This window comes from Saccharomonospora xinjiangensis XJ-54, assembly GCF_000258175.1.
In the GTDB taxonomy this organism is placed as follows: Bacteria; Actinomycetota; Actinomycetes; order Mycobacteriales; family Pseudonocardiaceae; genus Saccharomonospora; species Saccharomonospora xinjiangensis.
The window spans coordinates 2,175,403-2,201,513 of sequence record NZ_JH636049.1 but is presented as its reverse complement, the minus strand read 5'-3'; the positions used below and the strand labels follow the sequence as shown (position 1 = coordinate 2,201,513).

24 protein-coding genes are annotated in these 26,111 nt (G+C 68.1%); 15 read left to right on the top strand and 9 right to left on the bottom strand.

The annotated features are described in order from the left end of the window. The first annotated feature begins 80 nt into the window (after positions 1-80). The 4 genes from SACXIDRAFT_RS09575 to SACXIDRAFT_RS09560 all read left to right on the top strand — a co-directional run bounded on the left by SACXIDRAFT_RS09575 (position 81) and on the right by SACXIDRAFT_RS09560 (position 2,984). The gene (locus SACXIDRAFT_RS09575; protein ID WP_006238353.1) at positions 81-959 is read left to right on the top strand and encodes a DUF5926 family protein; all 879 of its coding nucleotides are present in this window, start codon (positions 81-83) and stop codon (positions 957-959) included. A 5-nt stretch (positions 960-964) separates the two neighbouring features. Beyond that, complete coding sequence (locus SACXIDRAFT_RS09570; protein WP_006238352.1) at positions 965-1,318, top strand: DUF952 domain-containing protein; 354 nt, start codon at positions 965-967, stop codon at positions 1,316-1,318. A gap of 98 nt (positions 1,319-1,416) precedes the next feature. Continuing rightward, complete coding sequence (locus SACXIDRAFT_RS09565) at positions 1,417-2,010, top strand: SigE family RNA polymerase sigma factor (RefSeq protein ID WP_006238351.1); 594 nt, start codon at positions 1,417-1,419, stop codon at positions 2,008-2,010. Continuing rightward, the gene (locus SACXIDRAFT_RS09560) at positions 2,007-2,984 is read left to right on the top strand and encodes a hypothetical protein (protein ID WP_006238350.1); all 978 of its coding nucleotides are present in this window, start codon (positions 2,007-2,009) and stop codon (positions 2,982-2,984) included. Before SACXIDRAFT_RS09565 ends, SACXIDRAFT_RS09560 begins: the two co-directional genes overlap by 4 nt. Here SACXIDRAFT_RS09560 and SACXIDRAFT_RS09555 read toward each other — a convergent pair. Next, entirely contained in the window at positions 2,915-4,159 is a 1,245-nt protein-coding gene (locus SACXIDRAFT_RS09555) for an MFS transporter (protein ID WP_006238349.1), read from the bottom strand. The genes SACXIDRAFT_RS09560 and SACXIDRAFT_RS09555 overlap by 70 nt on opposite strands. Positions 4,160-4,223: 64 nt before the next feature. On the opposite strand from SACXIDRAFT_RS09555, the gene SACXIDRAFT_RS09550 reads away from it, so the two are divergent. Further along, on the top strand, positions 4,224-4,589 hold the full coding sequence (locus SACXIDRAFT_RS09550) for a MerR family transcriptional regulator (RefSeq protein WP_006238347.1): 366 nt from the start codon (positions 4,224-4,226) through the stop codon (positions 4,587-4,589). A gap of 49 nt (positions 4,590-4,638) precedes the next feature. Here the strand turns inward: SACXIDRAFT_RS09550 and SACXIDRAFT_RS09545 are convergent, their stop codons facing one another. The 4 genes from SACXIDRAFT_RS09545 to SACXIDRAFT_RS09530 all read right to left on the bottom strand — a co-directional run bounded on the left by SACXIDRAFT_RS09545 (position 4,639) and on the right by SACXIDRAFT_RS09530 (position 8,000). Next, positions 4,639-5,187: a ferritin gene (locus tag SACXIDRAFT_RS09545; RefSeq protein WP_006238346.1), complete on the bottom strand. Its 549-nt coding sequence runs from the start codon at positions 5,185-5,187 to the stop codon at positions 4,639-4,641. Positions 5,188-5,318: 131 nt separating this feature from the next. Beyond that, positions 5,319-6,572 carry an arginine deiminase gene (locus SACXIDRAFT_RS09540; RefSeq protein WP_006238345.1) on the bottom strand — a complete coding sequence of 418 codons (1,254 nt, stop codon included), beginning with the start codon at positions 6,570-6,572 and terminating at the stop codon, positions 5,319-5,321. Between the two features lie 284 nt (positions 6,573-6,856). Further along, positions 6,857-7,087 carry a hypothetical protein gene (locus tag SACXIDRAFT_RS09535; RefSeq protein ID WP_006238344.1) on the bottom strand — a complete coding sequence of 77 codons (231 nt, stop codon included), beginning with the start codon at positions 7,085-7,087 and terminating at the stop codon, positions 6,857-6,859. A gap of 97 nt (positions 7,088-7,184) precedes the next feature. Beyond that, the gene (locus SACXIDRAFT_RS09530) at positions 7,185-8,000 is read right to left on the bottom strand and encodes a CPBP family intramembrane glutamic endopeptidase (RefSeq protein WP_083840096.1); all 816 of its coding nucleotides are present in this window, start codon (positions 7,998-8,000) and stop codon (positions 7,185-7,187) included. 151 nt (positions 8,001-8,151) lie between these two features. Here SACXIDRAFT_RS09530 and SACXIDRAFT_RS09525 point away from each other — a divergent pair, with 151 nt between their 5' ends. After that, positions 8,152-9,858, top strand: a complete 1,707-nt coding sequence (locus tag SACXIDRAFT_RS09525; RefSeq protein WP_006238342.1) for a BCCT family transporter — start codon at positions 8,152-8,154, stop codon at positions 9,856-9,858. A 72-nt stretch (positions 9,859-9,930) separates the two neighbouring features. On the opposite strand, the gene SACXIDRAFT_RS09520 is transcribed toward SACXIDRAFT_RS09525, so the two are convergent. Continuing rightward, positions 9,931-10,743: a DUF2470 domain-containing protein gene (locus SACXIDRAFT_RS09520; RefSeq protein WP_006238341.1), complete on the bottom strand. Its 813-nt coding sequence runs from the start codon at positions 10,741-10,743 to the stop codon at positions 9,931-9,933. Positions 10,744-10,936: 193 nt separating this feature from the next. Here SACXIDRAFT_RS09520 and SACXIDRAFT_RS09515 point away from each other — a divergent pair, with 193 nt between their 5' ends. Together SACXIDRAFT_RS09515 and SACXIDRAFT_RS09510 are read left to right on the top strand one after the other, a co-directional pair. Continuing rightward, positions 10,937-11,791 (top strand): hypothetical protein, encoded by an 855-nt coding sequence (locus tag SACXIDRAFT_RS09515; protein ID WP_006238340.1) that lies wholly within the window; start codon positions 10,937-10,939, stop codon positions 11,789-11,791. Further along, positions 11,788-12,420: an IclR family transcriptional regulator gene (locus tag SACXIDRAFT_RS09510; RefSeq protein ID WP_006238339.1), complete on the top strand. Its 633-nt coding sequence runs from the start codon at positions 11,788-11,790 to the stop codon at positions 12,418-12,420. Before SACXIDRAFT_RS09515 ends, SACXIDRAFT_RS09510 begins: the two co-directional genes overlap by 4 nt. A gap of 7 nt (positions 12,421-12,427) precedes the next feature. Here SACXIDRAFT_RS09510 and SACXIDRAFT_RS09505 read toward each other — a convergent pair whose 3' ends face one another. Continuing rightward, the gene (locus SACXIDRAFT_RS09505) at positions 12,428-13,039 is read right to left on the bottom strand and encodes a TMEM165/GDT1 family protein (protein WP_006238338.1); all 612 of its coding nucleotides are present in this window, start codon (positions 13,037-13,039) and stop codon (positions 12,428-12,430) included. 278 nt (positions 13,040-13,317) lie between these two features. On the opposite strand from SACXIDRAFT_RS09505, the gene SACXIDRAFT_RS09500 reads away from it, so the two are divergent. From SACXIDRAFT_RS09500 to SACXIDRAFT_RS09485, 4 genes are all read left to right on the top strand, one after another. Beyond that, positions 13,318-14,841 carry a cytochrome ubiquinol oxidase subunit I gene (locus SACXIDRAFT_RS09500; protein WP_006238337.1) on the top strand — a complete coding sequence of 508 codons (1,524 nt, stop codon included), beginning with the start codon at positions 13,318-13,320 and terminating at the stop codon, positions 14,839-14,841. A 159-nt stretch (positions 14,842-15,000) separates the two neighbouring features. Then, positions 15,001-16,011, top strand: a complete 1,011-nt coding sequence (cydB, locus tag SACXIDRAFT_RS09495; RefSeq protein ID WP_006238336.1) for a cytochrome d ubiquinol oxidase subunit II — start codon at positions 15,001-15,003, stop codon at positions 16,009-16,011. Beyond that, complete coding sequence (gene cydD / locus SACXIDRAFT_RS09490; protein WP_006238335.1) at positions 16,008-19,352, top strand: thiol reductant ABC exporter subunit CydD; 3,345 nt, start codon at positions 16,008-16,010, stop codon at positions 19,350-19,352. The genes cydB and cydD overlap by 4 nt, the downstream gene beginning before the upstream one ends. 14 nt (positions 19,353-19,366) lie before the next feature. Next, a complete protein-coding gene (locus SACXIDRAFT_RS09485; protein WP_006238334.1) occupies positions 19,367-20,521 on the top strand; it encodes a GAF domain-containing sensor histidine kinase in 1,155 nt (384 codons plus the stop codon). A gap of 2 nt (positions 20,522-20,523) precedes the next feature. Here SACXIDRAFT_RS09485 and SACXIDRAFT_RS09480 read toward each other — a convergent pair whose 3' ends face one another. Then, positions 20,524-21,168: a response regulator gene (locus SACXIDRAFT_RS09480; RefSeq protein ID WP_006238333.1), complete on the bottom strand. Its 645-nt coding sequence runs from the start codon at positions 21,166-21,168 to the stop codon at positions 20,524-20,526. A gap of 16 nt (positions 21,169-21,184) precedes the next feature. Here SACXIDRAFT_RS09480 and SACXIDRAFT_RS09475 point away from each other — a divergent pair, with 16 nt between their 5' ends. Further along, on the top strand, positions 21,185-21,985 hold the full coding sequence (locus SACXIDRAFT_RS09475; RefSeq protein ID WP_006238332.1) for a DUF427 domain-containing protein: 801 nt from the start codon (positions 21,185-21,187) through the stop codon (positions 21,983-21,985). A gap of 239 nt (positions 21,986-22,224) precedes the next feature. Here the strand turns inward: SACXIDRAFT_RS09475 and SACXIDRAFT_RS09470 are convergent, their stop codons facing one another. Then, positions 22,225-22,560 carry a hypothetical protein gene (locus SACXIDRAFT_RS09470; RefSeq protein ID WP_006238331.1) on the bottom strand — a complete coding sequence of 112 codons (336 nt, stop codon included), beginning with the start codon at positions 22,558-22,560 and terminating at the stop codon, positions 22,225-22,227. A 461-nt stretch (positions 22,561-23,021) separates the two neighbouring features. Here SACXIDRAFT_RS09470 and SACXIDRAFT_RS09465 point away from each other — a divergent pair, with 461 nt between their 5' ends. Further along, positions 23,022-23,699 carry a hypothetical protein gene (locus tag SACXIDRAFT_RS09465; RefSeq protein WP_232285281.1) on the top strand — a complete coding sequence of 226 codons (678 nt, stop codon included), beginning with the start codon at positions 23,022-23,024 and terminating at the stop codon, positions 23,697-23,699. Further along, entirely contained in the window at positions 23,696-25,942 is a 2,247-nt protein-coding gene (locus tag SACXIDRAFT_RS09460; protein ID WP_006238329.1) for an N-6 DNA methylase, read from the top strand. Before SACXIDRAFT_RS09465 ends, SACXIDRAFT_RS09460 begins: the two co-directional genes overlap by 4 nt. Positions 25,943-26,111: the final 169 nt, after the last annotated feature.

The following is a 26,111-nucleotide window of genomic DNA, read 5'->3' as shown; positions in this document are numbered from 1 at the left end:
CGGGCGGGATGCACCCGTCACCCCTAGTCTTGATCCGGGTCGAGTAGCGTCGAGCCAACCGAACATCCAGGAGGGCGGCAATGGGCAAGGGCGCACGCAGGAAGGGGCCGGGCAAGGCCGGTAAGCGGAAGGTTCGCGACGTTTTCGTGGCGCGCCCTTTCGAGGGGCTCGCGGCCGAGCCGGAGCTGATCGCGCTGCGCGAATTCGTCCCATCCGCCACGGCGCCGCTGCCCGTGAAGGAGGCCGGCGACCGCACCGTGACACTGGCCTCCGTGCTGCCGGTGGCCGCGGCGGCGATGGTGCGGGGCGAGACCGGCGAGATCCTCATCGGCATGCAGGTGCAGACGCGGTCGTCGGACATCAGCCGCGACCTCGGCCGCGCGCTGCGCTGGGCACTGGACGCCGAGCCGGGTCAGGTGCTCTCGGTGCCCGACACCACCAGCGAACCGCAGCCTGGCGAGAGGTTGCAGGACCTGCTCGACCCGGACGCCGAGTTGGAGGTCGAACTGCACTCCGACTTCGGCTGGTGGCTCGCCGACGACACGCAGGCCACCGGTGAGGTCGCGATGTCGCTCGAACGCGCCAACGCCGCGATCATGCCCACCGAGCGGGTGCGGCAGGGCGCCTACTGGACGCTGGCCGGGTCGAAGGCGCACCTGCGCTGGGTGTGGCCGACCGACGAGAACCGGCTGCTCCAGGCACTCGCCAGGTTGTCGGCGGCCGGTGAACTCTCGCTCGGCGAGGGCTCGCGCTACGCGGGTTCGTTCCGCGCGCACGGACTGCTCGTTCCCGTGTGGGATCTCGACGCCGAGGCTCACGCGCGGGAGTGGGCCGAACCCGCCGAGCAACTCGCGACTCGCCTGGAATCGGCGCTCGCGTCCCTGGACGACAAGCCGCTCGACGCTGCGGAACGCAGGGCCCGCGACGGGCTGATCGGGCGGCAGCTCACCCTGCGCTGACGCCGATGATCCTGCACTTCTGCCCTGCCCGTGACTGGGAGGCGGTGCCGGACGGTGGCTCGTATCGCGCCGCTTCCCTCGACGAGGTGGGGTTCATCCACTGCTCGGACCCCGGCACCGTGCACCTGCCTGCGAACACGCTTGCCTCGGGCAGGAAAGATCTCCTGCTGCTGAGGATCGACCCGGAACTCCTCACCGTGCCCGTCAGGTGGGAGCCCGGCGAGCCCGGCGACGACAACGGTGTGTGGTTCCCCCACGTCTACGGGCCGATCCCCGTATCGGCCGTTGTGGCGGTGGAGCCCTACCTCCCCGGTCCGGACGGTCGGTTCCGTCCTCCGCCCGCGATGCCGGGCGGGTGACGGAGCCCTCCACGGGCAACCTGGTGACTCCCTCGCGCGTGACCACCTCAGGCCGAACACTTGAGGCGTTCACAGCTCTGCGTGAGGGAGGGATTACGGTGACTGCGTTCGTATCCGCAGTGCCCGCGCCTCCTCACGAAAGGGGCGTGGCGGGCATCGTCGGCCACAGGAAGGACACGGTCGTGTCTGGCGACCTCACGGACTTCTCCGAGTTCGTGCAGTCCAGCCTGCCCGGACTCCTGCGTTACGGGCACGCGCTGACAGGCAACCCGCACGACGCGGCCGACCTCGTGCAATCGGTGCTTGAGAAGATCGGGTCGCGCTGGAGTTCGGTGTTGCGCAAGACCGGCGACCCACTCGCCTACGTCCGCAGGTCGATGACCAACGCCCATATCAGCAGGTGGCGGCGCTTCCGGCGGGAGAGTCTCGTTGCCGAGGTTCCCGAGTCGGGCCCTGTGGTCCACACCGATCCCTTCGAGCACGAACCGCTGTGGCGGGCACTACGCGAGCTGCCCCCGAGGCAACGCGCGGTGATCGTGCTGCGGTACTACGAGGGACTCAGCGAGGCCGAGATCGCCGCTGCTCTCGGCGTCAGCCAGGGAACCGTGAAGAGCCAGGCGAGCAAGGCACTCGCCTCACTCCGAGGCAAGTTGCGCCGAGACGAGGGCAGCGAAGGGAGGGAAGTGGTGTGAACACCTCCGGTTCGAAGTCTGAGGGCGGCGACCCCGATGACCACGGCGACCGCGCCGATCTCGGCGACCACGCCAGCCTTGGCAACTCTGGTGACTCCGGCGAGCGCGACGACATGACCACTCGCCACGGCAGCGGCGATATCGATGACCTCGGCGGCATCGATGACATCGACGCGCGCTTGCAGGAGCTGTTCGCCGATTCAAGGCTCGACGTGGCACCCGCGCCCCGCGCCGAGGAGCTGATCGTGGCAGGGGCGCGGCGGCTGCGCAGGCGAAGGGCCGTGCTGGCAGGCGGCGGCACCACGATGGCCGTCGTGGCCGTCACCGCAGCGGCCATCGTGGTCTCCGGCTCTCCACCGTCCGACGAGCCCGGTGAGATCCGGGTCGCTGCCTCACCTGGCTCCCGGCCCGCGTCCGTCTCCGTGTTCGAAACCCCGCAACTGGATCTGCCGACCTACTCCGCGGTCATGGAGAACCCGTCCCCGCCGAGAGCCACCACGCCGCCGGGGCGAATGGAAACCGTGCCCCCCGGCAGCCTCACCTCGCCGAGCACGCCGGCCCACAACGGCAACGTGGTGATCGCCGATGCCGTCCTCCAACCCGACGGCTACCGGGCGCTCAAGCTCGGCATGCCGTACGGCGATGCGGTGGCGACGGACATGCTCATGGTCTCGGGCGAGACCCCGCCGCCCCCGGTGTGCGCCGACTACGAGCTCGTCGAGGGTGACGCCGCGGTGAAGGCGGTGACGATCTCCCGGCAGTACGGGGTCGTCGGCTTCGCCGCCCGCAACGCGGTCACGCCGGAGGGAGCAGGGCCTGGTACACCTGTGGACAGGCTGAAGACGCTCTACCCGAACGGCAAGGCAGAGGACGGAAGCTATGTCGTTGACAACGGCCACGGTCTCTACGAGTTCTCGACGACGGACGGCGCCGTCGTCGCCGTCACGTTGAGGTCGCACACGTCCGACTGCTGAGCCGGCTTCGATGCGGGGAATCCGTGCCGGTGGGCGGCCAGCACGGCGATGAACACCGGCACGAGCAGAACCGCGACACCCAGCGGAAGTTCGGAGGCGTCGAGGAAGCCGAGCAGCACCCCGCCCGCGGCACCTCCTGCGGCCATGGCCCCGTTCCAGACGGTCACCAGCGCGGCTTGAGCCGTGTCCGCGTAAACGCCACCGGCTTTGCCGACGGCGGTCTGGAGCAGCGTCGGCACACCACCCCAGCCGAGGCCCCACAACGCCAGCGCGATGTAGGTGGTCACCACGTCGCCCGATACCAGCGCGAGCGCGGTCGAGGCCACAGCCACCATGATCACGCTCGCGATGGACAGCAGCCGCAGTCGGCGGTCGATGTGGACGCCGACGATCCAGATGCTCACCATCGATGCGATTCCGAACACGAGTAGTGCGACGTCGATGTGCCCCGACATGCCCGCACCCGAGAGGAACGCGGCCACGTAGGTGTAGCCGATGGTGTGCGCGAGCACGAAGACGGTGGTGACCACGAGAACGACCGCGACACCCGGCGTGGCGAGGGTTCGAGCCATCGGGAGCCTGCCGTGTGCGCGGGTCCCCGGCCGGTCGGGCACCACGGCCATGATCCAGGCGATGAGCACGACGGCCACCACGGTGATCGCGCCGAAGGTCAAGCGCCAGCCGAACGCCTCACCGAGGAAGGTCCCCGCCGGAACGCCGAGTGAGAGGGCAGCCGGGATACCGGCCATCACGACGGCGATGGCCCGGCCTTCCTGGCCTTCCGGGGCCAGCCTCCGCGCGTAACCGGCGAGCAGCGCCCACACCAGCCCCGCGGCGATTCCTGCCACGAACCGTGCGCCCATGAGCAGGGGAACGTTGCCCGCTATCGCCGTGACGGTGTTCGCCACAGCGAACCCGGCCGCGCCGATCAGCAGTACCCGCTTGCGCGGCCACCCGGCTGTCAGCGAGCTGAGCGGGATGGCTGACAGTGCGGTGCCGATCGCGTAGACGGTGACGGTCTGGCCTGCCGCCGACTCGGAGATACCGAGATCGCGGCTGATTCCGGGAAGTACACCGGCGGGAAGGGCCTCGGTGAGTACGGTGATGAAGGCTGCCGTCGTCAGCGCGAGAAGAGCGCCGATCGGCAGCCGGTCGGAACGGGGATCGCTTCGCATGGCCGTATGCTGAAACCCTCACATCGATGTGAAGGTCAAGCGCGAGGTCTGTGAAGGCGAGCACATGCGGATCGGGGAACTGGCGGAGCGCACGGGCACACCGCCGAGGCTGCTGCGGTACTACGAGGAGCAGGGTCTGATCAGGGCTTGTCGCCGCCCGAACGGATACCGCGACTACGACGAGGACACCGTCGATCGGGTCGCGCAGATCCGCGGACTGCTGGAAGCCGGACTTCCCACTCGCTTGATCAAAAAAATTCTTCCGTGTCTCGACCAGCCGAGGAATATCTACTTTCCCCGCGCGACACCGGAAACGCTCGCGGAGCTCGAGGGTGAGCGGGAGCGGATGGACAGGCGCATCGAATGCCTCACCAGGAATCGCGACGCTATCTCCGCATACCTTGATCAGGTACGGCGGTGTCGCGACTGAGGTGAGAGCGCCTCGACGGCGGCTGGCGCGCCGTCGAGGCGTCTCGGGGTCACAGCTTCCCGCCCGCGACCGGCGGCATCGTGGAGTCGGTGTCCTCGCCGACCGACTCGCGGAAGAGGAACTGCTCGACGTCGAAGACGTTGCCCTTGGCCATGTCCACCACGTTGAGCAACCGGTTCATCGAGGCGATCTCCTCAACCTGCTCCTTGAGGAACCACTGCACGAACTGCTCGCCCGTGAAGTCGTCCTCGTCCCTCGCTGCCTTCGCGAGCTGCCTGAAGTCGGCCTCGACCCCGCGCTCCTGTTCCAGCGCGAGGACGATCGGCTCCCGGATGTCGGAGAAGTCGTTGCGGACCTCGGGGACGTCCGGGATCTCGACGTGGTGGCCGGTGTCGAGGAGGTACTGCACCAGTGCCATGGCGTGATTCCGCTCTTCCAGCGACTGCTGGTAGAAGTGCTTGGCGAGCTGGGGCAGGTCCTTACCGTCGAACCACACGGCCACCGCGACGTACTGCTGTGCCGCATGGAATTCGTTCCTGATCTGCGCCTGGAGCAGTTCGTAGAACTTCGACCGGGGATTCTTCTTGAGGCTGACCATGCCTCCACCATACGCGGAAAAACCATTCTAGATCCACTCGGTAATGGTGAGGTCAGTCCCATCGGATGCCATCTTGTGAACCAAGGTTTCGCTAATTCAAGAAAGCCTTCGCTTATTGAGACGAGGCTTGCCTAACCATTCGAGGGAACGGTATCCCGCGCGATCGGGCACGACATGCAGCGGGGCCCACCACGGCCGGAACCCAGCTCGGAGCCCGCGATCCGCACCACCTCGATGCCGGCCTCCTCAAGACGTTCGTTCGTCTCGATGTTGCGTTCGTAGCCGATGACGACGCCGGGAGCGAGGGCCAGCGTGTTGTTGCCGTCGTCCCACTGCTCCCGCTCGGCGGTCACCGGATCGAGGCCCGTGTCGATGACGTGCAGCCGGTCGATGCCCATCGCCTCCGCGGCCGCATCGAGGAACGGGGCAGGCCCTCCGACGCGCACGCCCTTCTCGTCGTCGGGGGTGAGCGTGTAGGCGATGAGGGAATCCCTCGCCAGCGGATACATCACCACCGCGTCAGGGCCGACCATCGTGCACACGGTGTCGAGGTGCATGGTGGCGCGGTCCTGGGCGATGGGCACGGCGAGCACCGTGTGCGCGAGGTTGTCGGCGAACACCGACCTCGCGAGCGACTCCGCCCCAGCCGGAGTGGTGCGCTCGCCGACTCCCACCGCGAGGACACCCGGCGCGAGCAGCAGCACGTCACCACCCTCGACAGGGGCGGAGTGCGCGCCGTAAGCGCGGACCGCTCCCCGGAAGCGGGGGTGATAGGCGTACACGAGGTCAACGAGGGCCGTCTCCCGCTTCCGTGCGGGCATCGCCAGCGAGGAGATGGCGACGCGGTCACCGATCCACACCGACGAGTCGCGGGTGAAGAGCAGATTCGGCAGTGGGTCAACCGCGAAGTCGTGCGGGTGGTGCATGCGCCTCACCAGCGACCCGCCTTCGGACACGGGCAACTCCTCGAACGTCATGCCCGACATGAGCACTTCCGCGAGTTCCGCAGGGGTCGAGCCCGAGAGGTGTGACCGCAGCACGTCCGCGAGTTCGGCGCCCAGCCTCCTGCCATCGACGGCCGTGTGGACACCAGCGGCGTGTGCTCTCGGGTCTTCGAGCGCGGACCGCAGCACATCGGCGAGGAGCAGCACCTCCACGCCCCGGCTGCGGAGCACTGTGGCGAAGGCGTCGTGTTCCTCCTGCGCCCGGTCCACCCACGGGATTGAGTCGAAGAGCAGTTGATCGTTGTTGCGCGGCGTGAGCCGCCGGAGTTCGTTGCCGGGGCGGTGTACCAGCACGGTCCGCAGCGGCCCTACCTCGCTCTCGACGCGGGCGATCGGGCGCTCGGACAGGCCGCTGGAGCTGGGTGAAGTCGATTCGGTCACACGGCGAGACTAATCATCCGCATGCCCCTTCGCGGGACACGAAACGACGCGGCGCGGCGTGGTAGTGCCTTCGCGCAGGGACACCGTTCCCCCGCAACGAAGAGAGCGTCCCGAGCGCGGTTCGTTGCGCCACCGGCCGCCGTGCATGGGCAGCGGCAGCAGGCGTCAAGGGCGAGCACGAACGCCTCAGCGCCGTGCCATGGCCCGTCATGTCCCGGTCAGTGGTGTGCGTCAGGTCGGCACCGTCAGCACGGCGGCAGGAGCCATCACGGGGGCTCGGCCGGTCACGCGGCGTCGGGCCGCAGCAGCCTCTCGTCCGTGCCTGCCGGGTGCCCCGGCCCACCGACGGCGGACACGACGTGAGGACGCGGGTTGCGGTCATCGGTGTCCGGCACCGTTGTGAAGATCCAGTTCTGAACACCGCCGCCCATGATCTCGGCATACCGCTCGGCCGCGTCGCGGTTGGCGAAACGGATCTGCTGGTCGTGCACGCGGTGAGTGATCTTGCAAGCCATGGTCCCCTCCTGACCTCGCCTTACGTCTGCTTCGGGCCGGTCTCGCTCTACGGGCCCGGCCACACCATTAGAACATGTGTTCGAACGCTGGGCAACGTCACGGGAGCCACCCGATGTGGTCACGCAGGGCGGCATAGCCGACGAACGCCACCACGTCGAGCAGCAGGTGCGCCGCCACCAGCGGCCACAACCGGCCGGTGCGTTGCCACACCCTGCCGAAGACGACGCCCATCACGACGTTGCCGACGAAGCCGCCGAGCCCCTGATAGAGGTGGTACGACCCGCGCAGCACCGACGACACCAGCAGCGAGACGTTCTCGGAGAGCCCGAGCTGACGAAGGCGGGTGAGCAGGTAGCCGACGACGAGCACCTCCTCCGCGAAGGAGTTGCCGAAGGCCGAAAGGGTCAGCACGAGAGGGCGCCACCACGTCTGGTCCAAAGTGGATGGCTGAACCGCGAGGTTGAACCCGAGTTTCCATGCCGCGAGGTAGAAGGCCAGTCCGGGAATCCCGATCATCGCGGCGAGCGCGAGGGACCACAGTGTGTCGCTGCGGGGCTTCCACCTGTCGAGCCCGATGCGGGAGAGTCCCACTCCCGCCCTCCACAAGAGATAGATGCCGAGCGCGCCCCAGCCGACGAGTTGAACGACACCGAGCAGTTGCTTGAGTAGATCGATGAGCCCGAGCGTCGCCCGGGAGACGTTGATGGCGACGCTCTGCTGCGCGAGCGGTTCCGGACGGAGCAGAGCGTCCAGTAGCGACAACAGACTGCGCACGCCTGAAAGGCCGAGCGTGATGGAGAAGACGAGCACGACCTCCACCACGACCATGCGGCGCTCGCGGGGATCGCCGATGGGCTCGAAGGAAGCCGGAGGAGGCTGCGGGCTGATCCAATCACGCGCACGAGTGGCCACTGTGGCACGTTACATCAATTCGAATTCGCGCAGGTCAAAGGTGGTGTATGGCCGCTGTTTCGTGGTCAGGACCGCCGGTTTCGGCCAATTCGAGACGTCTGGCCACTAGGGTCTTACGGTCCGAAAATCCCCGAAGAAGGAGGCAAGCCTCGTGACGGCGACGTCCGATACTGAGGCCCGCGTGCCGCCTGGTTCGCGACGACCGTGGTACTCCACGATGGCGCCGCGGGTCTTCTGGCCATCGGCAGTGATCATTCTTGCGTTCGTGTCGGCCACCGTCATCGCGCCAGATGCGATGGGCGACGCGATCAGCGGGATACAGGAAGCGGTCATCGGCGCGTTCAGCTGGTACTACATGCTGATCGTCTCGGTGTTCGTGCTCTTCTCGCTGTGGATCGGGTTGAGCCACTACGGCGACATCAAACTCGGCCCCGACGAGGAGGAAGCCGAATTCGGCCTGAAGTCGTGGTTCGCCATGCTCTTCGCCGCGGGCATGGGCATCGGCCTCGTCTTCTGGGGTGTCGCGGAACCGCTCAACCACTTCGCCGGTCTTCCCAACCGCGCGACGGGGATCACCCAGGACGAGGACGGCGCGCAGGGTGCGATGGTGCAGACGTTCCTGCACTGGGGCCTGCACCCGTGGGCGATCTACGTGGTTGTCGGTGTGGCGATCGCCTACGCCGTGCACCGCAAGAAGCGTCCCGTGTCCATTCGCCACGCGCTGGAACCGCTGATCGGCAAGCGGGTCAACGGCTGGCTCGGAGACGTCATCGACATCGCCGCGATCGTCGGAACACTGTTCGGTGTCGCGACGTCCCTCGGCCTCGGGGTCATCCAGATCGGCGCGGGACTCGACTTCCTCGGTGTGGTGTCCGATCCGGGCAACCTGACCTACGTCGTGCTGATCGGCGGCATCACAGCGCTGGCGATCTTCTCGGTCGTCACAGGGGTGAAGCGGGGCATCAAGTGGCTTTCCACCATCAACATGGGGTTGGCCGCCATCCTGCTGCTCGCCGTGCTGGTACTCGGCCCGACGCTGTTCATCTTCAGGGACCTCGTGCAGTCGATCGGTGACTATCTGCAGAACCTCCTGCGGATGAGCTTCAACACCACCGCTTACGAGGGCGCCGACGGCAACGAGTGGCAGGGCTGGTGGACGGCGTTCTACTGGGGCTGGTGGATTTCGTGGGCGCCCTTCGTCGGCGTGTTCATCGCGCGGATCTCGCGGGGTCGCACGGTGCGCGAGTTCGTCGCGGGTGTGCTGCTGGTGCCCACGGCGGTCACGATGCTGTGGTTCACCGTGTTCGGCGGCACCGCGTTGCACAGGGAACTCTTCGGCGACGGCGGGCTAGTCGGCACCGACGAGGCGGGCGCGGCCACCGTTGACACGGAGTCGTCGCTGTTCGGCATGCTCGACGGAATGCCTGCCGGAACGTTGCTCGCGGTGGGCGCCCTCATCCTCATCGTGCTGTTCTTCGTGACGTCGTCGGACTCCGGCTCGCTGGTGGTGGACATGCTGGCCTCCGGGGGTAATCCGGAGCCGCCGAGGTGGAGCCGGGTGTTCTGGGGTCTGCTGGAAGGTGCGGTCGCCATCGCGCTGCTCCTCGCAGGCGGGCTCGACGTGTTGAAGATCGTGGCGATCCTCATCGCGTTGCCGTTCAGCGTCGTGATGATCGGGATGTGCGTGTCGCTCTGGCGGGACTTCCGCGTGGAGCGGAAGGCGATGCTGCGGGCCCAGCGAAGGCTGCAACGTGATCAGCTCACCGAGCACGTGACCAACAGCCTGATCGACGACGGGCTCGTCGAACCGAACGGCAGGACCGACGCCACGAAGGAGAAGAGAGCCACCACGTCGTGACGATCTCCGGCTGAAGAGCCGTGGCGCCTTTCCGGTGACTTTCCGGGGGCGCCACGGCTCTTCTTCGTGGATCTACGATGCGCCGTCCGTGCCGGGTGCCTGCCGTGGCGCGTGGTGGAACGGGCAGCCCGCGAGCTTGCGGAGTTCGACGGCGAGCTGCGGCGGGTTCTCCACCGCACGGGAGAACGCCAGCCGCACGTCGTGGTCGTCACCTTCACCCTCGACGCGCAGGCGCAGGCCGTGACGGTCGAGGCCGAGCGGACGGATCCGACCGTCCCGCAACTCGGTCGGCAGCAGCCGGGAAAGGCGGGAGACGAGGTCGGAGTGCTCGTGTTCGAGGTGGCGCAGCCAGCGGTCCTCGTAGTCGTGCAGGGGGTCGGGAACGGCGGCGTCGAAGGTGACAGGCGAGAGCGAGTGGGTGCCCTCGCTGTCGGCGAGTGTCACCGAGACCGGGGTGAACCGCAGCAGCGAAAGTCCGTGTCCGACGTCGAGCAGCCGCTCGGGTTCGGCGGCGGTCTCCGCCATGGCCACCGCCCGTGCGCGGGTGGCGCGGTGATCGAGTCCGCGAAGCCATCCGGTGAGCCACAGCAGTCCCCTGACACGCTGGCGCAGGGGGAGCGGGGACTCGTCGGTGATCTCCAGCGTGACCGCGAGTTCGGCCGTGGCTTCCCCGTGCAGGCCCGAGGCGAGCGGTGAGCCGGTCGGCAGCACGATGCTGACGTCGTCGCCCGCGTGCAGGTGCCAGAGCAAGGGCGACGTCCGTTCGTCCCTCGCGTCGTGTCCGACGGCGGGGAGCAGGTGCGCGGGACCACCTCGGACGGCGATGGTCTTGGCCCGTTCTGCGGGGCGGGGTGCCGGTGGGCGGCGGGGGACGGGTTGACTCAACGATTCACCTCCTTGGAGCTCCTGACACGTCGGCCTTCGATCGACAGGCGACGTGGCTGTGCTCTTAGGTAAGGCTAACCTTTCGATCTTGTGAGTGGAACGTGGTGTGCGGCACCCGGCTCGATGTGTCCGGGAATCGAACAGTTTTGTTCGTATTCCGTGCGCTACTAGCGTGGGGGACGTGACAAGCGCTGTGGAACTCCCGCCCCCAGGCCCCCGAGGAATCCCACCCCTGCTCGCCCGGCTTGTCGATGACTCGGCGCTGTTCCCTCCCAGTGAGACGACCATGCCCGATGCGCTGGCCGGTTACCTCGATCACAGGTCCGGGGAGCACGCCGGGGTGCAGGGAGTTTTCCTGTGCCCCGCGTCCCGGCTGCCGGAGATGATCACCGAGTTGATCAAAATTCGGCCGAAGGAGCCGCTGCCGCTTTCGCTGATCATCGATACCGGGCTCGGCGGTGTGCCGAAGGCGATCTCCATCGTCGAATCCCGCGAGGAACTGCTGTCGCTGCGCATGGTCGAGATGCCTGCTCCGTCGGACGTCGATGAGGTCTGGCTCGAACGGGTGTCGGAATTCGTTCCCGAGGACGTCATCAGGGTCGTCGAGCCGCGAAGGGGCGTCGGCTGGCTCGACGGGGTCGGCAACGTCATCGAGCACGGGAGCTGGCCGAAGATCCGGTGTGGTGGGCTGTCCAGCGAGAACTTCCCCAGCATCGACGAGGTGGCCGACTTCCTGGCCGTGGTCAGCGGCGCACCGGGAGCGGCGTTCAAAGCCACCAACAGTCTTCACCGCGCCGTCCGGCACACCGACGCCGAAACGGGCTTCGAACACCACGGGTTCCTCAACCTGCTGGTCGCGTCGGGGCGCAGCCTTGCGGGCGGCAACGTGCGTGAGGCGCTGGCGAGCACGGACGGCGAGGCACTCGCCGCCGAGGCGGCGGGACTCAGTGACGAGGCCGCCAAGGCGGTGCGCTCACTGTTCGCCTGCTACGCCTCCGCGACGTTCCACGAGTCGGTGACCGACCTGTCGGGGCTTGGACTGCTGTGACCAGGGAGAGCTCGCAGACACTCGATCGCGGGCTCGCGCTGTTGCAGGCCGTGGCCGACGCCGAGGGCGCCTCGGCCACGGTGACCGACCTCGCCAAGGTCGTCGGCACGAGCAGGGCGGCCGTGTACCGCCTGCTGGTGCCACTGACCGAGCGGGGACTCGTCTGGCGGGAGGGCAGCCGCGTTCGCCTCGGCGCAGGTGTGCTGCGCCTTGGCGAGCAGATGCTGCCCCAGCTTCGGGCCTCGGCACGTCCGGCGCTGCGCACGCTCGCCGACCGCATCGGCGCAACGGCCCACCTCTCGGTGGCCGAGGGTGACCAGGTGCATGTCGTGGCTGTCGCGGAGCCGACGGCGACGACGTTCCATGTCGCGTACCGCCTCGGCAGCAGGCATCCGGTGTCGCGAGGCGCCGTCGGCAAGGCGCTGAGCCTGCGGCCGAAGGGCAGGGGATGGGCTGCCGCGACCGGCGACCCTCAGCCTGGTATTCACGGTGTCGCGGCTCCCGTGCGGGGCATCGCGGGCGTCAGGGCCGCGTTGGGCGTGGTGTCACTGGTGTCGTTGGACAACGCGACGGTCGGCGCGCAGCTTGTCGAGGCCGCGAGTGAACTTGCCGAGGCGTTGCGGGACTGAGCGGGCTCTAACCGAAGATCGCGGTGCCGAAGGCGATCAACGAGAAGGCCGCGAAGATGAAACCGGCGATCCGTTGCAGGAGCCGGGGCCGTAGTTTCGTGCGGATCTTGCGGCCGAGCAGGACAGCGAGCCCCGCCACGGTGACGAGCGCGGCGAAGGAGCCGAGGCCGACGGCGAGCGGCTGCGCGGAGCGGGCGACGAGGCCGGCTGTCGCGAGCTGGGACGCATCACCCCACTCGGCGGCGAACAGGACGCAGAACGACGTCAGCGCGGCGCGCCGGAAACTCACCTCGCCCGCACCGCCGCGCGCGGCGTCGTGGGAGTCGTGGGAGTCGTCGTCTCCTGTGCGGAAGCCCTCACGAAGGAGCATGGCCGCGCCCGCGCCGAAGAGCATGCCGACGATCACGGAGACGAGCTGGTCGGGAAGGAAGGTCAGAACACTGCCGAAACCGACGGCGATCAGTGCCTGCACGGCGAAGGCGGCGGAGACCCCGGAGAGAACGGCTTTCGGACGGAACCGAGTGGTCAGAACGAGGGTGGCGACGAACGTCTTGTCGGGCAGTTCCACGGCCATGACCAGCGCGAATGTGGTCACGAACGCGATGAGTGCGGCAGACACGGCGGTTTTCCACCCCTTTCGTCTTCAACGATAAAGGGTGAACGGTCGAATACCTAGGGAATCGATTTGTCGAATCGCTTCTTTAGGGATGGTGAGAAATTGTTCGCGCCTGGCCTCACAATTTTCTTCGGGCCGCCGTAACCGGAGCACCGTGAGGGCGACCACGGCGAGCGAAGGGCTGCGGAGGCTACGGCCGCTGTCGGCAGGACGTTGGTCCCGACCTCTCCAGGACCACGGGACCTGACGCAAAAGGGCTGGAAGAGCGCAGAGTCGATCTCGTGGAAGTCCTAGACCTCGCGCGTTGGCAGTTCGGTATCACCACCGTCTACCACTTCTTGATGGTGCCGCTCACCATCGGTCTTTCCGTCCTCGTCGCCGGTATGCAGACGGCGTGGGTGCGCACCGGTGACGAGCGTTACTACCGGATGACCCGGTTCTGGGGGAAGCTCCTGCTCGTCAACTTCGCCATGGGCGTGGTGACGGGCATCGTCCAGGAATTTCAGTTCGGGATGAACTGGAGTGCGTACTCGCGCTTCGTCGGTGACGTCTTCGGGGCGCCGCTGGCGATGGAGGGGCTCGTCGCGTTCTTCGTCGAGTCCACGTTCCTCGGGTTGTGGATCTTCGGCTGGGACCGGTTGCCCAAGCGAGTGCACCTCGCGTGTGCGTGGGCGTTCTCGCTGGCCACCGTCGCGTCGGCCTACTTCATCCTCGCGGCCAACTCGTGGATGCAGCACCCTGTCGGCGCCGAGTTCGTTGACGGCAAGCCGACGATGACGTCGATCTGGGCGGTGCTGACGAACTCCACCGCGCTGGCCGCCATCCCGCACACGATCGCGGGCGCGTTCGCGGTCGCCGCGTCGTTCCTCGTCGGCATCGCGTGCTGGCACCTGTGGCGGAAGCGGCGCACGGAAGACGCGGATCGCCCTGTGTGGCGTTCGTCGGTGAAGCTCGGAGCGTGGACGGGCGCCGTGGCGTTCGTCGTGCTCGCCATCACCGGTGACGTCCAAGGCAAGCTGATGTTCGAGCAGCAGCCGATGAAGATGGCGGCAGCGGAGGCGCTGTGCCACACCGAGCAGCCCGCCAGCTTCTCGATCCTGGCCGTGGGCGATGTGGCCGACGCCGACTGCGAGAACGTGAAGACGTTCAACGTTCCCGCCCTGCTGTCGTTCCTGGCGCACGGTGACTTCAGCACCGAGGTGAAGGGCATCGAGCAGTTGGTGGGCGAGTACCAGGAGCGCTACGGCACCAACTACCCCGACGACCCCGCGCTCGGCGAACTCGCGGGCAAGCCCGTCGATTACGTGCCGAGCCTGCCGGTGACGTACTGGGGTTTCCGGATCATGATCGGCTTCGGCGCGTTGAGTGCCGCGATCGGTCTGGCGGCATTGTGGCTGACCAGGGGCGATCGCATCCCGGATTCCCGGTGGTTCCCACGGCTCGCGCTGGCCGGTATCGCGTTGCCGTTCATCGCCAACAGCGCGGGCTGGATCTTCACGGAGATGGGAAGGCAGCCGTTCGTGGTGGTGCCCAACCCGACGGGCGTCGATGGCGTGTGGATGTACACGGCGACGGCGGTGTCGGAGCTGACCACCGGTGAGGTGTGGACGTCGCTGATCGCGCTCACCTCGGTCTATGCGGTGCTCGCCGCCGTCGAGGTGTTCCTGATCGTGCGCTACGTGCGCGGAGGAGTGGAGGCCGCGTTGCCTCCTGGTGACGGCCCCCGTGGTCCTGGCGGTCCTGACGACCCTGACGGCCCTGACGGCAAGCGCGGTTCGGGCGACGCACTCGCCTTCGCGTACTGAGGTGGAAGGGACAGCAGGCATGACACCCGCCCAAGATCAAGTTTTCCACGGCCGACAATGCCGCCGACCTGGGATTTGTGGACAACTTCTCTGGCTGTCCACAGGCTGTGGATCAATTGTTTCACGTGAAATGCTGATCTTCAGGGAAGAGGTTCTCTGATGGACCTGCCCACGCTCTGGTTCTGCATCATCGCCCTGTTCTGGCTTGGCTACCTCTTCCTCGAAGGCTTCGACTTCGGAGTCGGGATGCTGCTGCCGGTTCTCGGCCGTGACGACACCGAACGCCGAGTCATGATCAACACGATCGGGCCGGTCTGGGACGGCAACGAGGTGTGGCTGATCGTCGCGGGTGGCGCCACCTTCGCGGCGTTCCCCGCCTGGTACGCGAGCCTCTTCTCCGCCGCCTACCTGCCGTTGCTCCTCCTGTTGCTCGCGCTGATCGGCAGGGGCGTGGCCTTCGAGTACCGGGGCAAGGTGGACTCGCGTCGCTGGCGCGCTGTCTGGGACACCGTGATCGTGATCGGCTCATGGATTCCGCCGCTGGGCGTCGGGCTCGTCCTGACCACGACGGTGCTGGGGCTGCCGCTCGACGCAGACGGCAACAGGGTCGGTTCGGTGTTGGAGGCCGTCAGCTGGGAAACGGTGCTCGGCGGGGTGGCTGTCGCGGCGTTCTCGCTGGTCCACGGTGCGGTGTTCCTTTCGCTGAAGACCGAGGGCGAACTGCGTCATCGTGCCCGCGCGTTCGCCGTCCGGTTCGCGCCGCTGGCGTTGCTTCCCGTGCTCGCGCTCCTGTTGCTGGTGCAGTGGGAGGAGGGCCTCACGTGGACGTTGGTCCCGATGCTGGTCGTTCCCGTCGCGGGTGTGGTGGCGTTGTGGCGGCTGCTGCTCGGAAGGGAGGGGCAGGCGTTCGCCGCGCTGGGAGTCGTGATCACGGCGGCGGTGGTGGCGCTGTTCGGCTCGCTTTACCCCGACGTTCTGCCGTCCACACTGGACGCGGCGAACTCGCTCACCGTCGAGAACGCCTCGTCGAGCCCGTACACGTTGAAGATCATGAGCTGGGTCGGTCTTTTCGGCGCGCCCGCCGTGCTGGTCTACCAGGGCTGGACGTACTGGGTGTTCCGCAAGCGCATCGGCATCCACCACATCCCGAAGGCACACGCACCCCGATGAACGCGCTCACCCACGGTCCCCTTACCGCCACGGTGTCCTCGACAGGGCAGTCCGAAGAGGACACCGCGTGGGTGAGCCGTGGCCCGCTCGGCGCGCTGCCCGCCCTTTCGTCGGCGGCGCGCCGAGCGCTGGCCTTCTCGGCAGTGCTGGCGCTGCTCAACGCCGCAGCGCTCGTGGCGCAGGCATTCCTGCTCGCGTCGGTCCTCGCCGACCTCGTGGCAGGCGAGGTCACCGGACACGAGAAAGTCGTGGCCGCTCTCGCTGGGTCGGTGGTCCTGCGGGCTGTGCTCGGCTGGGCGATGCGGGTCGTGGCGGCCCGTGCGGCGGCGGGAGCCAAGGAGGAACTGCGGGCCAGGGTTGTGGACCATGCGCTGCGGCTGGGGCCGGAGTGGATCGAGAAGCGAGGCGCGGGCGAACTCACCTCGCTCACCACGAAGGGCCTCGACGCCCTCGACGCCTACTTCACGGAGTACCTTCCCGCGCTGGTCACGGCCGCCGTCGTGCCGTTCGCGGCAGGACTCGCCGTGCTGGTGGCCGACTGGCCCTCCGCCGTGCTCATCGTGGTGACGCTGCCGTTGCTCCCCCTGTTCGCCGTGTTGATCGGCAAGCAGACGGCCGAGCGCGTCGAGCAGGCCACGGACGCTGTTCACCGCATGTCAGGCCACCTGCTTGAACTGGTGCGCGCGCTGCCTGTGCTCACCGCCTTCCGCAGGGCGGAGGCGCAGGCCGACGCCGTGCGCAGGGTGAGTGACGGCCACCGCAGGACCACGCTCGCGACGTTGCGGCTGGCGTTCGCGTCGGCGTTCGCGCTGGAGCTCGCGGCCACGCTGTCGGTGGCGCTGGTGGCCGTGGTGATCGGCGTGCGGCTCGTGTCGGGAGACCTCTCGCTCGCCGTCGGCCTCGGCGTTCTGATTCTCGCGCCGGAGTGTTACCAGCCGTTGCGGTCGGTCGGCTCGGCCTTCCACGCCAGTCAGGACGGGGTCGAAGCGGTCCGCAAGGTGGCAGGCGTGTTGTCCGTCGAGCCTCCGCGACACGGTGTGCGAGAGCCGGGGCAAGGCGCCGTCCGGGTTGACGCGCTGCGAGTGCGGCGCCGGGGCGGCTTCGCGCCGGACGGTGAGACGTTCACGGTGCGGCCCGGAGAGCGGGTGCGGCTGGCAGGGCGCAGCGGCACGGGTAAGACCACGACGCTATCGGTGTTGCTCGGGTTCGTGACGCCCGACTCGGGGTCGGTGACGGTGGATGGGGTGCCACTGAGCGAACTCGATATGTCGATGTGGCGAGATGTCGTCGCGTGGGTTCCGCAGTCACCGGCGTTCGCCGGGGGCACCGTGCGGGCCGAATTGGCGTTGACCGGCGCCGACGCCCCCGAGATCGACGCGATGCTGGCGCGGCTGGACCTCACGGGGCTGGCCGAACGGCCGGTGCACAGGTTGTCGGTGGGGCAGCGCCAGCGCGTCGCCGTGGCGAGGGCACTTCTGCGGCTCTGGCACGGCGCGTGGCTGCTGCTGCTCGACGAGCCGACCGCGCACCTCGACAGGGCCAGCGCCGAGTTGGTGTGGCTGGCCGTGCGCGAGGCACAGGACGCCGGTGCGGCCGTGGTGATCGCAGCGCATGCCAGGGGCGGCATCGAGGCACCGAGCAGGAACGCGGCCGAGGAACGGAGTGTCGGCACGAAGGCCCGCCCAGCGGCTCGGACGGCTGCCCGGCCGGTTCCGCTGCGGGAGCTTGGGGACCGCAGGCTCGTTCGCGGCGTGGCTCTCGGCGCGGCGGCGTTGCTGGCAGGCATCGCGCTCACGGCGACGTCGGGCTGGCTCATCGCCAAGGCGTCGCAGCAACCGCCGATTCTCACGCTGACCGTGGCCGTCGTCGGTGTGCGCACGTTCGGCCTCGCCCGCGCGGCACTCCGCTATGTCGAGCGCCTCGTGACCCACGACGGAGCCTTCCGGGTCGCCGCGCGGCTCCGGGAGAGATTGTGGCGGTCGCTCGTGCGCCTCGGCCCCGCGCGGGTGCGGTCGCGGCACGGCGAGGACCTCGCCAAGCTCGTCGATGACGTGGACACGGTGCGAGATCTGCTGCCGAGGGCGGTGACGCCTCCGGTCGTCGCCGGGCTGGTGGTCGCAGGGGCGATCGCGGTGCAGACGGCCGTCCTGCCTTCGGCGGGGCTGGCGCTGGCCGGTGCCGTCGTGGTGGCTGCCGTGGTCGCCCCCGCCCTGGCTGTGTTGCTCGACAGGCGTGCCACGGCCACGTTGTCGGAAGGGCGGCGGGACGTCGCCGCGCGCGTGCTGTCGTTGTTCGACGGTGCCGCCGAACTCATCGCCTTCGGCGCGCACGTCGAGCGCAGGGCCCGGCTGGCGGAGCGCGACGCGCAGCTCGCCGCGCTCGCGCGGCGGCAGGCGTGGGGTGCGGGCGCGGCCGACGCGGTGGTCACCGCGGCGACGGGACTCGCCGCCGTGACCGGTGTGGTGTTCGCCGCTCGCGCGATCGCGGAGGGGACGCTCGACCCCGTGCTCGCGCCGGTGCTCGCGCTCGTGCCGCTCGCGCTGGCCGAGGCACTGTCGATGCTGCCGCCCGCCGCTCAGCACTGGGCCGCCCTTCGCAGGGCGAGGATGCGGCTTTCGGCCATGCTCGACACGGCACAGGACCAGCCGCGACAGCTGGGAACCGTGACCCGGGTGAAGGACGGTGCCGTTCGACTGTCCGCAGTGGACGTCCGCTGGCCGGGTGGTTCCGGACCCGCCCTGCGAGGGGCGGATCTCGACATACCGGCCGGTGCGCGGGTGGCCGTCGTCGGCCCTTCGGGCGCGGGCAAGTCGTCGCTGCTGGCGACCGTGCTGGGGTTTCTCCGCCCTGAACGCGGTGCCGCCGTGCTCCCCGACCGGGTGGCGTGGGCGCCGCAGGAGCCGCAACTCGTGTCCACGACCGTCGCGGAGAACCTGCGCCTCGCCGACCCGCACGCCTCCGACGCGCGACTGCGGGAGGTTCTGCGCATCGCGTGCCTCGCCGACCTGCCTCTCGACGTCGTGCTCGGTGACGCCGGACGCGGGCTGTCCGGCGGGCAGGCGCACAGGGTGGCGCTCGCCCGCGCGGTACTGGCAGCGCAGGACGCGGACGTGGTGCTGCTCGACGAGCCCACCGCGCACCTCGACGAGGCCACAGCCGATGCGGTGCTGGCCAATCTGCGCACCGCGCTGGACGGCCGGACGGTGTTCCACGTGACTCACCGGCCCGAGGAGGCCGCCGACGCCGATATCGTGGTGGAGGTCACCGGCGGCAGGGTGGAAGTCGTGCGGGGCACATTCGCCGGTGCCCGCACCGCGATGAGGGCGGGTGAGCGGAGATAAACTGGGCACTGCTCATGGAACCGACCCTGGCAGCGCGCGCACTCGCCGCGGCGACCGAGATCACGGCGTCGGCGTTGTCCGACGTCGATCCGGAAACGGTGCTGGCCACGGTCGTGCGGCATGCCGTCGAACTCACCGACGCCGACCTCGGGCTCGTGATGGTGCGCTCCGACGACGGCAGCGTCACCGTCGAAGCCGCACACGGTGCGGACCGTCAGGACGTGCTCGGACTCGTGCTGCCTGCCGAGTCGGCGGCTGGCAGGGTGGCGGCAGGTGGCGAGACCGTGGTGACCGACGACGTCACGAGTGACCCCCGCACCTCGCGTTTCGTGCCGGAGGTCTTGCAGTCGTTCGGGCCGTTCGCCGCCGCGTCGTTCGGCCAGGGCGGCCGGTTACTCGGCTCGCTCACCGTCTACCGCGACAAGGGTTCGCTGGGGTTCTCGCCGGGGACGGTGGAGCTGTTGACGGCGTTCGCGGGGCAGGCCGGGGTGGTGCTCGCGCTCGCCGAAGGTGCCAACGCCCGCCACCGGCTTTCGCTGTACGAGGAGCGCGAACGCATCGCGCGTGAGCTGCACGACGTCATCGTGCAGCGCCTCTACGCGGCGGGCATGCAGCTCGACCGGGTGCGCAGGAGGATGCGGTGGCGGTTCGCGCAGGCGGACGGTGCCCGCCTCGGCGAGGCGATCGATCAGCTCGACGCCACCATCGAGGAGATCAGGGGCACGGTGAGGGAACTGCGCACCACCGAGCTGGAGCCGAGCGAACCCGCCGTCGCCGAGACCGACCTCGCGGAGTCGGCGAGGGGCGAGGTGCGCATCGCGGGCGAGTTGCTCGGCTACCCGCCGATTCTCGAACTGTCCGGTGAGCTGGCGGACATCCCGGCCGAGCGTGCCGACCACATCCGTGCGGCCCTGCGCGAAGCTCTGTCCAATGTGGTCCGCCATTCCGGGGCGAGCGAGACGCGCGTCACGCTACATCGCGACGACGGTGGTGTGCGGCTGAGGGTCAGGGACAACGGCTGCGGGGTCCCGCGTGACGTCGCCAAACGCGGGCTGAGGCACCTGGCCGAAAGGGCCGAGGCGGCGGGAGGCACGTTCACGATCAATTCGTCGCCCAGCATGGGCACGCTGGTCGCGTTCGACCTCCCCTTGAAGTCTGAAGAGGACTGACGTCAGTCCTTCCTGCCTCCGTACCTCGCGACCCACGCGGCGGCCTGCGTCCTGCGTTGCATGCCGAGCTTGGCCAGCAGCGAGGTGACGTAGTTCTTCACGGTCTTCTCCGCGAGGAAGAGCCGCTCGGCGATCTCCCTGTTGGAGAGGCCCTGGCCGATGAGTTCGAGCACGCTGCGCTCGCGGTCGCTGAGTTTCGCGAGTGGGTCTGGTCGCGCGGGGTTGCGCATTTTGTCGAGCAGCCGGGCGGTGGTGAGCGGGTCGAGCAGCGACCGCCCCGCCGCGACCTCGCGCACCGCGTTGACGACGTCCTGCCCGCGTACTTGCTTGAGCAGGTAGCCCGACGCGCCTGCCATGATGGCGCCGACCATGGCTTCCTCGTCGTCGAAGGCGGTGAGCACGAGGCAGCGGGGAGCGCCGGGCCGTGACCGCAGCTCGCGGCACAGCTCGATGCCGTCGGTCTCCCTCTCGCCGAGCCGCACGTCCACGACGGCGACGTCGGGCTCGACGTGCATGGCGACGGCCAAAGCCTCGTCGGCACTGCCTGCCTCGGCGACCACCTCGATGTCGGGCTCGTCGCTCAGCAGTTCCTTCAGCCCGCGACGAACGACCTCGTGGTCATCGACGAGGAGCACCTCGATCGCCATGACGTCGAGCCTAGCCGTGCGATGCGAGGCCGGAATAACCACACGGCTCGCACTCGTTGTTGTGATCGTGGACACATATGGGGATCTCAAAGCTCGGAATCGTGGACGGATCGAACGGGGTGCCAAACGTGTGCGCGCCGTGTTCGCCGGCGAGGTGGTGGCTGACACGACACGGCCACTGCTCGTGTGGGAGGTGCCGTACTTCCCGACCTACTACCTCCCTCGGGAGGACGTCAGAACGGACCTTTTCGTGCCGACGGGCCGGACACGGAGGTCGCGGCAGCGGGGCGTCGGCACGGTCTCGCACCTGCGGGTCGGGGACAAGGAGGCCGTCGATGCCGTCACCGAGTATCCGGACTCGGAGGTCGAGATCCTGCGCGACCACGTCCGGCTCGCCTGGAGCGCCATGGACACGTGGTTCGAGGAGGACGAGGAGGTCTACACGCACCCGAGGGACCCGTATGTGCGGGTCGATGTGCTGGCCAGCTCCCGGCATGTCCGGGTGGTCGTGGACGGCGTCACGGTGGCCGAAACGCGCTCGCCGCGGCTGCTGTTCGAGACGAACCTCCCGGTGCGCTACTACCTGCCCAAGATCGATGTGCGGCTCGACCTGCTCGAACCGAGCGACACGATCACCCACTGCCCCTACAAGGGACAGGCGGAGTACTGGTCGGTGAGGGTGAACGGCAAGCTCGTCGAGGACCTGGTGTGGACCTACCGCGCACCGCTGCGGGAGAGCGAACCCATCGCGGGCTACGTCGCCTTCCCGCAGGAACGCGCGGAGGTGTACGTGGACGGCGTGCTGGACCGAGGGTGACTGCTCGTCTCCAGTGGCAACCTCACCCAGCCAGGAGTTTCCGAGAACGTCGAGGCAGGACTGCTCGTACGAGGTGGTGCCGCGCCCCAGAAGGTGGCGGAGCATCTCGACAAACTCCGGGCGGCCGGGTCGGCAACCGTCCGCCCGGAGGAGCGCTTCCAAGAGGCCGAGGCGAAGCGTCCGGGTGTGCTCACCTGCCAGTGGATTCCGGCGGACCGAACGCTGTGGCGGGTGAACCGTTATCTTGACGTTCTCGCGGCCCGCCGCGAACTGCTCGCGGAGGCTGCGCAGTCGTTCCCGGACGATCTCCGGTCCGGTTCCTCGGCAGGTGCGGCAGCAGCGCTGCGGCCGTTCACCGTTGAGTCGGAGGAGGCCGACGACGCCCGCGCCGTTCTGGTGAAGGAGCTCGCGAGGGTCTCCTCCACCACCGTGACCATGACACCGCGCTCGACAGCCGAGGCGAGCGCGGAACGGATGCCGACATGGGGCCGGGCGGAGTACGTCATCAACGTCAGTTCCCTGTCTGCTTCCGCGATCACCTCGTGCGCCACGACTCCCCACTCATCGTGGGGCATTCATCGTGAGGCTCCCGCCCGGTGCTCCCCCCCCCCCGGGGTGTGGGCTGATGTCGGGGGCAACGGACCGGCCCCTGACGATCTCGGGCATCGGGCCAGCGTGCCCGCAGGGGTACTCGCTGACCGTGTGGCGATCAGGGGCCGTTTTCGTGAAGTAGTTGCTGCTCGAAGTAGTCCGCCCAGCTCAGCCACTTGTGGTGTTCAAATAGCGGCTTACTGATCTGCACTTCACAAATTGAGTACTCGGAATACTTGTATCCCGGGGTTATGGGCGTTACTGTGGGCACACACGGTCAGCGACCGTTACTGGTGGGAGTTCGCGGGAGCCGATCCGCGCTGGGGAATTCGTCGCGGCTCTCGGCGAGCAAAGCAATGCCCCGGGCGGCATGCCGAAGCAGAGGCTGTCCCGGGGCGTACACGGACAGGCTAGCACATCTGGTGTGCGCGCCTGAAGCACGTGAATGGGGGACATCATGGACGAGATGCCGGACTGGGTTCACGACTTCGTGTCGCCGCCCAGATTCAAGCCTTACCTCAAGGCCGCGAGTGGTGATGTGGCTACGGCAGTTCGGCTGTACTGGTGGAACATCGAGGTCTCGAGCGCCTTCTACCCGTCCTTGCATTTCCTGGAGGTGGCTCTGCGCAACGCCATGCACCGGCAGTTGGCCGGCACCTTCGCGCGGGATGACTGGTGGGAGACGGCGTCCTTGCTCAAGGTCAGCCTGAGCAAGGTCTACGCTGCTCGCGCGAAGCTGACCGAACGTGGCCGACCGCCGAAGCCGCTGACGGCCGACGACGTGATGGCTCAGCTGTCTCTCGGCTTCTGGACTTCGCTCACCAGCAAGCGGCATGACCAAATTCTGTGGGTGCCCTGCCTGCACCGGGCGTTTCCTCACTACCGAGGCGCGCGGGAGCGACTGCATCGTGAACTCGACACGGTGCGGTTGTTCCGTAACCGGATCATGCACCACGAGCCGATCTTCCATCGTGACCTCGGCGCCGACCGCCGGACCATCCTGCGTCTGTTGGGCTACCTTTCGCCCCGCCTGCTGGAGCAGTTGACGCCGTACGACAGGGTCGAGGCGGTGCTGGAGCAACGTCCGGTGTTCCGGCCGGACCCGGGGGAGGGAGATCGGTGACCGAGGAAGCCCACTGGGTGTCGCTCAAAGACATCGCAGGTCGTGCCGGCGTCAGCGCCAGCGCCGTCAGCAACTGGCGCGCCCGGAACCGTGATTTCCCGGCATCGCACATCGTTGCTGGTCAGGAGACGTTCGACGCACGCGAGGTCGCCCGGTGGTTGAGCAAGCGGCGGATTCCGAAAAACCGGCTCGAACCCGTGGAGGCGCCGGGCACCAGCTACGGTGACCGTTTCCTGCGCGCCGCCGCTCCGGCGGCCACGCAGGAGGCCCCCGCGTGGCCCCGGGATGAGCCACAGGAGCCTTGGGAGAAGAAGCTGTGGGAGGCGGCGGCGGTTCTGCGAGGCGCTTATGACCACGCCACGTCGCTGGAGCTGCTGCTCGCCCTCGTCTACATCAAGGCCGTCAAAAAGGACGTGTGGCGGTCGATGCTCGCAGCCCGGGATTCGCGAGGTGTCAGCGATGTGCTGTCCGACGTGAAGTTGGCCGAGAACGGTGACAGGCTGCCGCTTCCGATCCTTCGCGCAGCAGACCACACGTCTGATTCTCTGCTGGTCAGGGTGGTGAAACTCGTTGACGAGATAGACCTGGGAGAATCTGTGGGCCCGGAGTCGGTCGCCGCGAAGGTCTGTGACAGCCTTCTTGACCACCTCGGCCGTGCCATGGGCAGGAGGGGTGGCCGATTCACGCCACCGGAGGTCACCCGGCTCCTCGCTGAGGTGCTTCGTCCACAGCCATCGGACACGGTCTACGATCCGTTTTGCGGATCAGGTGAGTTGTTGACTGCCGCAGCGGCTCGCTCCAACCCCCGGATCTTTGGGCAGACCCTGCACAAATGGTCCCACGGGATCACCGCGATCAACCTGAGCCTCCACGGGGTTGAGGCCGATCTCAACTTCGGTAACGCACTTCAGGCGGACAAGTACGAGCACCGCCGGTTCGGTCGTATCGTGGCGAATCCGCCGTTCAATCTCAGTGATTACCTTGCTCCTGGAGACTCTCGAAGCTGGTTGTTCGGTGAGCCTCCTGAAAACAATGCCAACTTCGCGTGGCTCCAGTACGCGGTGGCCAAACTGGAGCCCGGCGGTCGGGCGGTGATGATCATGCCTGTTGGTACGGCGTCCAGTCAGAATCAGCGGGAGTCCACCATCCGCAAGCGGATGGTGGAAGCGGGAGTCGTCGAGTGCGTCATCGCATTGCCGCCGCAGCTGTTCCGGTTCACCAAGATCCCGACGATGGTGTGGGTACTGGGGGACGTCGAACCCGCCCGAGGTCCGGCGGAGATACTGTTCATCGACGCGAGGGACGCGGGTCAGGTGATCGAGCGGTCCAGGCGGCAGCTCACCCCGGACGATGTCGAGCGCATCGTGACCGAGTACCAAACCTGGCGGGACCGGCGAGGACTCGGACAGTACAAGGGAGTGGACGGATTCTCCCGCGCCGTTTCTCCTGGGGAGATCAAGGAGAACAAGTATGTCCTCACGCCCGCCCGCTATGTGCGTTCGTCCGCCAAGCAGCCGAACGCTGCGAGGACAGCCGAAAGACTCGCAGTCCTGCGTGGAGAGCTGGACAAGCTCAACGCGCAAGCCGTGCAGGTGCGGGCCGCGCTGAGCGCACGGCTGGCCCACCTCGAAAGCGGGCAGCGGCCGAGCGGCGAGGGGCGAGAAGCCTTGCTGGGCGAGGTGTGTGACGTGCTGCTCGGGCCCGGCACCGTGCGCAGGAGGGGCGACGAGTCGTCCGGGACGCCGTTGGTCTTGCCACGCAACCTCCGGGATAACCGGATCACGTCCGACAACTTGGACGTCGTGCCGCCGGACACGGCGAAGGAGCTGTTCCGGTACCGACTTCGCGTGGGCGACGTCGTCAGCGTGCGTGCCGGAACGCTCGGCAAGTACGGGCGAGTCGGCGAGAAGCAGGCCGACTGGTTGCTCGGACCCGGTTGTGCGCGGTTCCGGCCGGACCCGGAGGTAGTGGACCCCGACTACCTGGTCCACTACCTGAGCAGCGCGCAAGCCCGCCGCTGGATCGCGGAGAACGCGACAGGCTCGGCGATCAAGCACGTCAACTCGGCGACGTTGCGGAGGATGCCGGTCTGGCTGCCTCCCCTGCCGGTGCAGCGCGAGATCGCCGAGGCCCTGCGGCCGTTCGAGGAGGCGGAAACCGTTCACGGCCGGATCAGCGCCACGGCCAAGGAACTCCGGGAACTACTGGTACCGGGGCTGATTTTTCCCGGCGACACTCGGTGAGCTCGGTTCGTCACCAGCCATCGCAGAGGCGGTGCGCAAGGCCACCGTTGTTCCTTCGCCAGGTAAGAGCCTGGCGAGCTGCCCGTATGAACCAGCGGTCATACGTTGTGGCCGTCGTCACCAGGGCCTGCTGTGACGAGGCGTCGCGGTGCCCGGCAAACGCACCCGG